Here is a 9,486-nt window from a genome sequence, read left to right as displayed (position 1 = left end):
GTATCGAATTGAGCACCACCAGCCGATCGAGCGAATAGGGATTTTTGGAGAATTTGCGGATCGACACCAGCGGCCCGTCCACCGAGATTGGCCGCACGGCGATGTTGACGCGCGAGCCGTCATCCAGGCGCGCGTCAACCATTGGCGCGGATTCATCGACACGTCGGCCGATGGCTGAGACGATCTTGTTGATTATACGCAGGAGGTGCGCCTCGTCGCGGAAGCGGATAGCCGTCTCCTCGATCACACCACGCCGCTCAATAAAGACGCGCTTGTGGGTGTTGATCAATATGTCGGTGATCGAGTCGTCCTTGAGCAAAGGCTCTATCGGGCCAAGCCCGAGCATCTCATCAGCCGTGTCGCCGGTCAGCTGGTCGAGTTCGCGTGCATTCAACGGCACGTTGCGGCTGCGCACGAACTCGCGAACGATCGGCCGGATCTCATTGAGGATCTCGTCCTTGGAGGCACTTTCAAGGGCCGTCAGATTGAATCTGTCGATGAGGTGACGATGCAGATCGACCTTAAGTGATAGGAAATTGTCGTCATACGCCTCAGCTTCCACAGGCGGGGCGGCTGTCTGCGCGCCTGTCGACTTTGGCGAAGCGGACACCGGCTGCAAAAGCCCCGGCTCACTCGGTCCCTTGATGAAGCGGCCCAACATATCGCGTACGCCCCCCTGAATTTCCCCACTTTGGAAACTAAGCGTTAACCACGCAGGGCACAAGCGCCGAGCACGATCAAGGGGATCGAATACTTGCAACATAGTTAAGACGAGACTCCAAAAAAATCGTTTTATTTCGAGACTGTGTACCCAGGAGCACACCTAAGCTCGGTCCTCACGAAACGTTTCGCCCTGCAACGGGAGAATCGGTCGCCAAGGGACTCAAGTAAACCATTACATATAAAGGACTATGCACATACTCTAATATGATGAGGCTACCGATATGGGTGGCGCAAGATTGTGAACGAATGGTTAAAGGCGCTTGAAAAATTAATCAAATCAATCCCTTGCTAAAATTAAACGAGCTTCCGATCAGGTATTCGAAGGTTAAGGAACTGTTAATCCCGTTTGACTCTGCTTTTTGGCGGGACTTAGATCAAGTCGACGGGGGATGCTGGGTATGGGGTTCATCCTTGGCTCGTCTCGTCGGGTTCAACCTCCAAAGGGAGAAATTGGCATGAAAAAGCTCATGACGATGGCCCGGCAGTTCCGCGACGACGAAAACGGCGCTGCCATGGTCGAATATTCCATCCTGGTCGGCATCATTGCCGGCGCCGCGATCCTGGCCATTCTCGCCATCGGCGGGTGGGTCTCCGGTCGCTTCAGCGGTCTTTGCGATACACTGAACGGCAAGGCGGGCGGCACCTGCCTCAAGGCGGCGGGCACCGGTTCCTGATAGGATCAAACTTTCCACCTGGCCTCTTTTGAGGCCAGGTGGAAGAAAAAGGGGCAACAACCATGAGAAACCTTTTGACGTTGGCCCGGCAGTTCCGCGACGATGAAAACGGCGCTGCCATGGTCGAATACTCAATCCTCGTCGGCATCATTGCCGGTGCGGCCATCCTTGCAATCCTCGCCATAGGCGGCTGGGTCACGGGACGTTTTACCGGTCTTTGCGGTGTACTAAACGGTAAGGCGGGCGGGACTTGCGACGCCGCAGCTGGGACAGGCACTTGATCGATAACATTCAGGCCCGGATCGAAAAATCCGGGCCTGATTCTAAGTCGCGGCGGGCGAGTTCCCGCAGCATCGTATGGGGGCTTGGGGCTAATGCGGGCCAATACACTTATAATGATCGTGCTAGCCGGCGTATTCGGTGTGCTGGCAGTGGTGCTTGTCAACATCTGGCTGGCCAACCAGCGCAGCGCCATGGCGGAGGCCAACGGCGTCCAACGTGACACTGTGGTGGTAGCGGCAGTGCCGTTGAAATTCGGCGATACGCTCTCGGCCGACAAATTGCGCGAAATCGCGTGGCCAGCGGGTGCGGTTCCAGCAGGCGCCTTCAAGACAACAAACGATTTGCTGGCCGGCGAAGGCGCGAAGCAGGCGCTGCAGACGATTGGCGCAAACGAACCCGTTCTCGCGACCAAGATCACCGGCCCCGGCCAGCGTGCCACGCTTTCAGCGGTGCTTGCGGAAGGCATGAAGGCCGTTTCCATCCGCGTCAACGACGTGCTCGGCGTTGCCGGATTTGTGTTCCCAGGCGACCGGGTCGATGTCCTGTTGACGCGCACTGTGCGTAATTCCGACGGCGCGGATCAAAGTTTTGTTGATGTACTTCTGCAAAGCGTGAAGGTCCTCGCCGTCGACCAGGTGGCCGATGAGAGCAAGGACAGCCCGACTGTGGTGAAAGCAGTGACGGTCGAAGTCAGCACCAAGGATGCGCAGAAGCTTACGCTTGCTGCCGGCGCGGGTCAGTTATCGCTTGCGCTGCGCCAGGCGGCGGCCAGCAACGGCGAAGAAACTGCGCGCGTTACGCTCTCTGACCTCACCGGCGACACGCCGGACGATGTCGCCAGAAGGCAGGCGGAACTCGCCAAGCAGGCAGCGGCGGACGCTGCCGCGGCCGCTGATCGCAAGCGCGCCGACGAAAAGTTGACCGGGCTGACCCAGGCTGTCGAACGGGTAGGCAGCAAGCTTGACGATCTGAGCAAGGTCAAGCCGGCTCCGGCTGTGGCATCTGAGCCGCAAGTGAAGGAAATCGTCAAGGAAACGGTCAAATACGTGCAGCCGGAACCGCCGGCACGTGCGACAATCGGTGTATTTCGAGGTATAAAGCTCGAAACATACGATGTGCCGCGACAAAAATGACGCCGGCGCATTAGGATCGACACTCCGAATCAGCCGGCAGGGGGTTAGCGTAGATGCGTGTGTTCCGGAGACCACTGGCGGCAGCCGCTTTCGCCTTGTCCTGCGCATTGCTGCCGCTGAGTCCCGTGGCCTATGCCGCCGACCGCAGCATCGACGTTTCGAACCCGACTATCCATCGCATCTTCGTGCCGGTGTCGCAGTCGGTGACGATCCAGGTGAACTCCACCCTTGGCGACATTGTCGTGGGCGACGAAAAGATCGCTGATGCCCAGCCGATGACCGACAAGACGCTCTATGTCATCGGCAAGGGTGTCGGCACCACGACCGTCAACCTTTTCTCCGAAGACAAGCGTTCGCTGGGCACGCTCCAGGTTGAGGTCGGGCAAGATGTCAGCGACATGGCCGCGGCAATCCGCCAGGTGGCGCCTCGCGCGCGCATCGAAATCGGCTCGATCAACGGCAAGATCAGGCTGGCCGGCCACGTCAAGGATGCGGCGACGCTGGCCTCCATCGTGGACGTCGCCCAGCAATATGGTCCCGACGCGATCATCAACTCTGTGATCATCGACGACAGCCAGCAGGTGAATTTGGAAGTGCGTGTGCTGGAGGCCAAGCGAAACGCCGGCCGCGACCTCGGCGTTTCAATAAGGAGCACGAACGGCAGGGGTACAACTCGCACCGGAACGGGCATTGCGGCCGTCGACGAGGATGGTGTGGTGCTGGGACCTGGCGACCTGCTCAGCGGCCTGCTGTCGAACACCAATCCCTTTGCGGCGCTGATCACCCGCGTCATCGACAGCAACATCAAGGTCGACCTGATCATTGAGGCACTCGAGGCCAAGGGCGTGGTGCGCACGCTGGCTGAGCCCAACCTCACTACCTTGTCCGGTGAGCCGGCCAGCTTCAACGCCGGCGGCGAAGTGCCGATCCGCAGCATCGGCAGCGATGGCCAAGTCCAGATCGAGTTCAAACAATTCGGCGTCAATCTGCTGTTCACGCCTGTCGTGATGGACGACAGCAAGATCCATATCAAGCTGGCGCCGGAAGTAAGCGACCTGACCGGCTTCACCTCCGCGGGCGACCCGATCTTCACCAATCGCAAACTGTCGACCGTGGTCGAACTGCGTGACGGCCAGAGTTTCGCCGTCGGCGGCTTGTTGTCGAGCAAGACCACCAAGCTGCAGAACCAGGTGCCATGGCTCGGCCAGGTCCCTGTCATCGGCACACTGTTCCGCAACTCGAGCAATCAGAAGGAAGAGACAGAGCTGGTCGTTGTCGTCACCCCGCATCTCGTGCGGCCGGTCAAGCCCGGCGAACAGCTGGCGACGCCGTTCGACAAGACGCGACCGGCCAACGACCCGGAGTTCTTCATCCTCGGCCAGCTCGAGGTGAACAAGGACATGATCCGACAGTATGAACACGGCGAAGGCGTCACCGGCCCCTATGGCCACATGCTGGACGTGAAATCGAAGGACAAGATGCTCTATGTCAAGAAATAAGCTCTTGCTCGTCGTTCTGTGCACCGGCCTGCTGACAGGTTGCGCCGCAGACTATCTGAACAACTACGACACAATAACGCTGGCAGCAGGCGATACGCAGAAATCCAATTCGCTGCTGCAGACGGTCGACCCGTACAATCCGGCTTCAAACAACACGAAAATCGAAGGTGACGGTGAGCGCGCCGCCGGCGTGGTCAAGAACTACAGAGTTCCGCCGCCCCCACCGCCGGCGACGAACATGACGGTCAATGTCGGTACTTCGGGTGTGACCAACGGAGCGAATTGAGCAGAAGGATGCGGTGCGCCGGGCATTCGAGGGGCTTGGCGTGAAGGGGCTAAGGGGTAGGGCCATGTTGCGAAGTATTCGCGCGTTCTGGCACGATCAACGCGGCGTAGCGATGTTGTTCGCCGCCATCATGGTACCGGTGCTCGTCGGCTTCGCACTTCTGGCTATCGACATGAGCCGGGCAAACACCCTTCACAACGATCTTCAGAAGGGCGTCGACGCCCTCGCTCTTGCTGCCGCTGCGGAATTGGACGGCAAATCGGATTCGATCACGCGGGCCAACCGTGCAATTGACAATCTCCTGACCAACGGCACCAAGTTCTCAACTTCGGGCGATCATACGCTCGTACGTGCCGACCTCACGATCACATACCTGACGGGCATACCTGCCAGTGACAACATCGCACTGTCGGCCGCTGGCGTTGACGCCAACAGTGTGAACTGGGCAAGCGCGGATCCTACAGCCGTGGAATTCGCCGAAGTGACCGTGAACCCGTCAGGCGTGGCGAATGGCGCCGGCGCCTTCGCGTCGATTTTTCCGGCCAGTTTTGTCGGCAGCAACGACACCATGGATCTACAGCCGCAGGCGGTGGCTGGGTTTAGTCAATCCATTTGCGAAACTGTTCCGATCTTCATGTGCAACCCGTTCGAGACAACTACGCCTGCGACCAACAAAACCATCCAGCAAGCGTTTGCGGCAGGGCTCACCTACAGCCGCGAATATCGAATCCTTAAAGTGGACTCGAACCCTGGTCCGGGCAATTTCGGGCTAATCGATAACAGCCTGACTTCGCTTCGAGACGCGATTGCGATCGGCACGGCAGGAACCTGCTACCAACGTGACGCGCTCACTACGAAGACTGGCGTCACCCTGGGCCAAGTCAACGCTGGCCTGAATGTCCGGTTCGATATCTACAGCAGTTCGCTCAAGAGCCAGGACAAAAATTGGCAGTACAGGCCTGCGAGCAACGTGCGCAAAGGGGCTGGCAAGACTAGCAACTGTAACAAGTTCGTCGCTGCTACAGACGGTTCCGCGATGGGTCTTCCGCCCGGCAACAACTATGATAGTTCGACCGGGATGACGGATTCCACGTGGGACCGCTCAGGCTACTGGGCCTTGAACCACAATGGCGCCGCCTATCCGTCGATTCCGAGCTCAAGCCACCCGACCTCAACGGCCCAGCCGGCTTCGCGGTACGACGTCTATAAGTACGAGATCTCACACAACCTGGTGGACGACAAGTCGCCGAATCCGTCGAAGGAATCAGGCACTCCGGCATGCTTCAAAGGCACCACGCCAACGGCAGATCCCGATCGCCGGTTGCTCAATATGGCGATCGTTGACTGCATCGCAGATCAGTCCAAGATCAACGGCCACACCCAGCTCAAGCCGGATGGCTATGCAAGCGTCTTCATAAACAGTCCGATTGAAAAACAGGACAACAGCAAAGACGATGAAGACTCCTCGGCTAACGAGAAGCCTATCAGTCTTGAGATTGTCGATGTGGATGGCCCGCTGGGCAATAACACCCTCGACAAGGCCCTCCGCAACGAAGCCCAGCTCTATCGGTAGAGCTGCCATGATCAAACTCAGCGATATCATCCAGCGTTTCAGGGGCGAAGAGAACGGTGCTGCTCTGGTCGAGGTAGCGCTCGTTGTACCATTCATGCTGTTGTTGTCAGCGGGTGTGTTTGAATTCTCCAACATTCTGAACACGCGCCTATTGCTTGAGGCGGGAGTGGAAGACGGAGCGCGTTACATGGCCCGTTGCAACGACAGCAATTGGAGCAATTGCGTGGCCCTCGGGACGAACCTGGCCGTAAAGGGCGCCGTGACCGGCGGCAGCGCGAGGGTGAAGGGCTGGACTACTGCACAGGTCACCGTCACCAAGAGTTCCACTGCGGCCGTCGACTCCTCCACCGGCACCGTGCTCTATCTGAGCAGCACCGGCACGGTGAATGTCGTTCAGGTTAGCACCTCATTTCCCTATAGCGATATCGGGCTTTGGGGCTATCTAGGCTTCGGAGCTCTCGAAATAACCGCGACGCATCAGGAGCGAGTCTTCGGATGGTGATGGCGAAGACAAAATTCTGCGCGGACCAATCCGGCGCCACCATGGTTGAAATGGCCGTCGCTATGCCAGTACTTCTGACCCTTCTGCTTGGCTTCGTCGATTTCGGCTACCTCTTCTATCAATGGAACGCTGGCAACAAGGCAGTGCAGATGGGGGCCAGGCTGGCGCAGATTTCGACACCGGTCGCCAGCGGGCTCGCTCTGGAGGCAAAGACGCCCTCCGACCCCACGCTGGTGGGAAGCGCCGTTCCGGCGGGTACGTATGACTACATCTGCACCGCAAATACCGCGGGAACGGTTTCGTGCACTTGTGGAGCGGGCAGCACATGTCAGAACCTCACAGCAAGCCAAGCCTCATTTGATCTTATTTTCGGTGGTGACAGCGGTCGGTCGGGCATGGCCAATCTTTTGCCAACCCTAAAGAAGTCCGAGATTAGGATAGAATATGCGGCATCCGGCCTTGGTTACTGGACGCGCCCTGGTGGCCCTGTGCCGACAGTCACGGTCAGCATCGTTGATCATCCTTTCCAGTTCTTCTTCCTGGGCGGATTGCTAGGGTTTGGAGACATCACCATGCCCTCCATGCTCAGCACGGTCACGGGCGAAGACATGAAGAGCACCTGGACGCCATGAACGCCATCAACACCAAGGTCCTTCCCACCAGACGAAAGCAGGTCGCCCTGTTCTCGTCGGATCCGCAGTTCAAGCGCGACGTATCGACCAGGCTCGATGCGCTGGCGATCTATGATGTCAGGGTTTCGGAGACAGCCGAATTCCTCAAGGGGCCGCCTGCCGATACACGTCCCGGCATCGTCATCCTCGACCTTGCCAATGGTGAGCTTCTCGGCCAGCCGGGCATCGTCGAGGCGCGTTCCAAATGGGCCTCGGTGCCGCTGATCGCGATTTCCGACGAGTTGACGTCGGAGCAGACGCGCGTGCTGGTGCGCATGAACGCTTCGGACTGGCTGCACAAGCCGCTCGACGCGAAGGAGCTGCTCAACGCCGTCACCTTCCACGACACCGGCAACCAGGGCACCAAGAGCCGGATCATCACCTTCATCGCCGCCAGCGGCGGCGCCGGCGCCACCACGCTTGCGCTGTCGGCGGCGGAATACCTGGCCTCGAAGTCGGCCGAGCGCGCCGCCTCGACCTGCCTGGTCGATCTCGATTTCCAGAGCGCCAATTGCGGTGCCTATCTCAACCAGTTCAACCAGTTCGACCTCTCGGGCATCATCGGCCAGCCGGAACGGCTCGATGTCGAACTGATGGACGTCATCAAGCTTTCGCGCCCGTCGGGTCTCACGCTCTATTCCTTCGAGCGGCCGGAGCTGCCGTTCGAGCCGCACGGCGCCGATTTCGTGCTGCGTCTTCTCGACCTCGTCGCCTACCGCTTCGACGACATCGTCATCGACCTGCCGAACATCGAGACGCCCTGGCACAGCTCGGTGCTTTCGACGAGCGACGAGATCTTCATCGTCTTCGAGCTCAACGTCGCCTCGCTCAGGCAAGGCAAGCGGCTCTACAAGAAGATCCGCGAGCTGCGCGGCAACCAGGTGAGCATCACGCTGGTCGCCAACAAGCACAAGCGCAAATGGTTCGGAAACCACTTCTCGCGCAGCGAGCTGGAGAAGATCTTCAAGGCGCCGCACATCAAATCGGTCGCGCTCGACAATGCGCTTTTGACCGACGCGCTGAATCGCGCCATCCTGCCTTCCGAAGTCGACGGGCGGGCGCGCTTCAACAAGGACCTGAAGCTGATGTTCAAGGAACGGCTCAGCGATGCCGGCCGCTAGGCGGGATATTCTGCCTGCCTTCGTCGGCGCTTCCATCGCCGCGATGGCGCTGGTGTCCGGCCTGCCGTTCGCCGAGGCGCGGTCGGCGCTTGCCGACCGGCCGCCGCTGCCGGCCATGGGGCCCAGCCTGAAGAAGACGGTCGCCTTCCAGACCGCCGAGCAGGTCGGCACGATCATCATCCGCAAGGACGAGAAGGCGCTCTACCTGGTGACGCGGCAAGGCCAGGCACTGCGCTACCAGATCAGCGTCGGCCGGGACGGCTTCGGCTGGACCGGAACGGTCAAGGTCGGGGCGAAGACCGAATGGCCCGAATGGCGGCCGCCCAAGGAAATGCGCGCCCGCCAGCCGGGATTGCCGGACATGGTGCCCGCCGGCCCCTACAATCCGCTCGGCGCGCGCGCACTCTACCTCTTGCGGGACGGGCGCGATACGCTGTACCGCATACACGGCACCAACGATCCCAAGGGTGTCGGCTTCGACGGCACGTCAGGCTGCTTTCGCCTGACCAATACCGATGTGATCGACCTCTTCAAGCGCGTCGCGGTGGGCGCAAAGGTGGTGGTGGAATGACTATGATCAGCGACCCGGAGATGCCGGCGATCGAACTCGGCCCGCGGGAAGAAGTGGCCGTCGGCAAGCCAAGCCGCAAAGGCACCATCGGCCTTGTCGTGGCTGGAGCAGCGGTGGTCACGGTGGTGAACCTGACGGCGGCCGTCTACCTCTATCGCGGCATCAACGACCTGCGCGCCGTGGAAGCGCGGCTGGAGCAGCTCGGCCAGTTCGAGCAGCGCATCAGTGCTCGCCTCGACACCGTCAACAACGGGTTCCAGAGCCGGTTCGAAAAACTCGACGACCAGCTGCAGGCGAAGTTCAACGAGGTCAATGGCGGCATCGCCCGGCTGGGCCAGAGCCGGCCAGTTGGCGACGAACCGATGGCGAGCGCGCCCGAGCCCGCGTTCGCCCCGGCCAGCACGGAGACGGAGCCGTCGGCCTTTGCTGAAAACACGGCGGACCCAGGATC

General features: G+C 60.0%; 12 protein-coding genes. 11 read left to right on the top strand and 1 reads right to left on the bottom strand.

The features are described from left to right. On the bottom strand, positions 1-661 hold a 661-nt coding region (locus EN738_RS24750), incomplete at its 3' end, for an ATPase, T2SS/T4P/T4SS family (RefSeq protein WP_145966920.1). A gap of 517 nt (positions 662-1,178) precedes the next feature. Here EN738_RS24750 and EN738_RS24745 point away from each other — a divergent pair. The 11 genes from EN738_RS24745 to EN738_RS24695 form a co-directional block, all read left to right on the top strand. Continuing rightward, positions 1,179-1,397: a Flp family type IVb pilin gene (locus EN738_RS24745; protein WP_127285998.1), complete on the top strand. Its 219-nt coding sequence runs from the start codon at positions 1,179-1,181 to the stop codon at positions 1,395-1,397. 62 nt (positions 1,398-1,459) lie between these two features. After that, complete coding sequence (locus EN738_RS24740) at positions 1,460-1,678, top strand: Flp family type IVb pilin (protein ID WP_127285997.1); 219 nt, start codon at positions 1,460-1,462, stop codon at positions 1,676-1,678. Positions 1,679-1,771: 93 nt separating this feature from the next. Beyond that, positions 1,772-2,812, top strand: a complete 1,041-nt coding sequence (gene cpaB / locus EN738_RS24735; RefSeq protein WP_127285996.1) for a Flp pilus assembly protein CpaB — start codon at positions 1,772-1,774, stop codon at positions 2,810-2,812. Positions 2,813-2,865: 53 nt separating this feature from the next. Further along, complete coding sequence (locus EN738_RS24730; protein WP_127285995.1) at positions 2,866-4,311, top strand: type II and III secretion system protein family protein; 1,446 nt, start codon at positions 2,866-2,868, stop codon at positions 4,309-4,311. Between the two features lie 4 nt (positions 4,312-4,315). Continuing rightward, entirely contained in the window at positions 4,316-4,597 is a 282-nt protein-coding gene (locus EN738_RS24725) for a hypothetical protein (RefSeq protein WP_245494655.1), read from the top strand. 64 nt (positions 4,598-4,661) lie between these two features. Further along, a complete protein-coding gene (locus EN738_RS24720; protein ID WP_127285993.1) occupies positions 4,662-6,170 on the top strand; it encodes a pilus assembly protein TadG-related protein in 1,509 nt (502 codons plus the stop codon). Positions 6,171-6,177: 7 nt separating this feature from the next. Further along, positions 6,178-6,672, top strand: a complete 495-nt coding sequence (locus tag EN738_RS24715; RefSeq protein WP_189605955.1) for a TadE/TadG family type IV pilus assembly protein — start codon at positions 6,178-6,180, stop codon at positions 6,670-6,672. Beyond that, entirely contained in the window at positions 6,666-7,304 is a 639-nt protein-coding gene (locus tag EN738_RS24710; RefSeq protein ID WP_127285991.1) for a TadE/TadG family type IV pilus assembly protein, read from the top strand. Before EN738_RS24715 ends, EN738_RS24710 begins: the two co-directional genes overlap by 7 nt. Beyond that, positions 7,301-8,464, top strand: coding sequence for an AAA family ATPase (locus EN738_RS24705; RefSeq protein WP_127285990.1), 1,164 nt, complete (start codon positions 7,301-7,303; stop codon positions 8,462-8,464). Before EN738_RS24710 ends, EN738_RS24705 begins: the two co-directional genes overlap by 4 nt. Positions 8,465-8,507: 43 nt before the next feature. Next, positions 8,508-9,035 carry a L,D-transpeptidase gene (locus EN738_RS24700; protein WP_245494658.1) on the top strand — a complete coding sequence of 176 codons (528 nt, stop codon included), beginning with the start codon at positions 8,508-8,510 and terminating at the stop codon, positions 9,033-9,035. Positions 9,036-9,037: 2 nt separating this feature from the next. Next, the coding region (locus EN738_RS24695) for a hypothetical protein (RefSeq protein ID WP_189605953.1) at positions 9,038-9,486 on the top strand (449 nt) is incomplete at its 3' end.

The organism is Mesorhizobium sp. M4B.F.Ca.ET.017.02.2.1, from assembly GCF_003998955.1.
In the GTDB taxonomy this organism is placed as follows: domain Bacteria; phylum Pseudomonadota; class Alphaproteobacteria; order Rhizobiales; family Rhizobiaceae; genus Mesorhizobium; species Mesorhizobium abyssinicae.
This window is presented reverse-complemented; position numbering and strand designations above follow the sequence as displayed.

Excerpts from the sequence above, each read along its gene's own strand:
- EN738_RS24740 (WP_127285997.1), top strand. The coding sequence starts at position 1,460 with ATGAGAAACCTTTTGACGTTGGCCCGGCAGTTCCGCGACGATGAAAAC.
- EN738_RS24745 (WP_127285998.1), top strand. The coding sequence starts at position 1,179 with ATGAAAAAGCTCATGACGATGGCCCGGCAGTTCCGCGACGACGAAAAC.
- EN738_RS24730 (WP_127285995.1), top strand. The coding sequence starts at position 2,866 with ATGCGTGTGTTCCGGAGACCACTGGCGGCAGCCGCTTTCGCCTTGTCC.
- cpaB (WP_127285996.1), top strand. The coding sequence starts at position 1,772 with ATGCGGGCCAATACACTTATAATGATCGTGCTAGCCGGCGTATTCGGT.
- EN738_RS24720 (WP_127285993.1), top strand. The coding sequence starts at position 4,662 with ATGTTGCGAAGTATTCGCGCGTTCTGGCACGATCAACGCGGCGTAGCG.
- EN738_RS24700 (WP_245494658.1), top strand. The coding sequence starts at position 8,508 with ATGGCGCTGGTGTCCGGCCTGCCGTTCGCCGAGGCGCGGTCGGCGCTT.
- EN738_RS24705 (WP_127285990.1), top strand. The coding sequence starts at position 7,301 with ATGAACGCCATCAACACCAAGGTCCTTCCCACCAGACGAAAGCAGGTC.
- EN738_RS24710 (WP_127285991.1), top strand. The coding sequence starts at position 6,666 with ATGGTGATGGCGAAGACAAAATTCTGCGCGGACCAATCCGGCGCCACC.
- EN738_RS24715 (WP_189605955.1), top strand. The coding sequence starts at position 6,178 with ATGATCAAACTCAGCGATATCATCCAGCGTTTCAGGGGCGAAGAGAAC.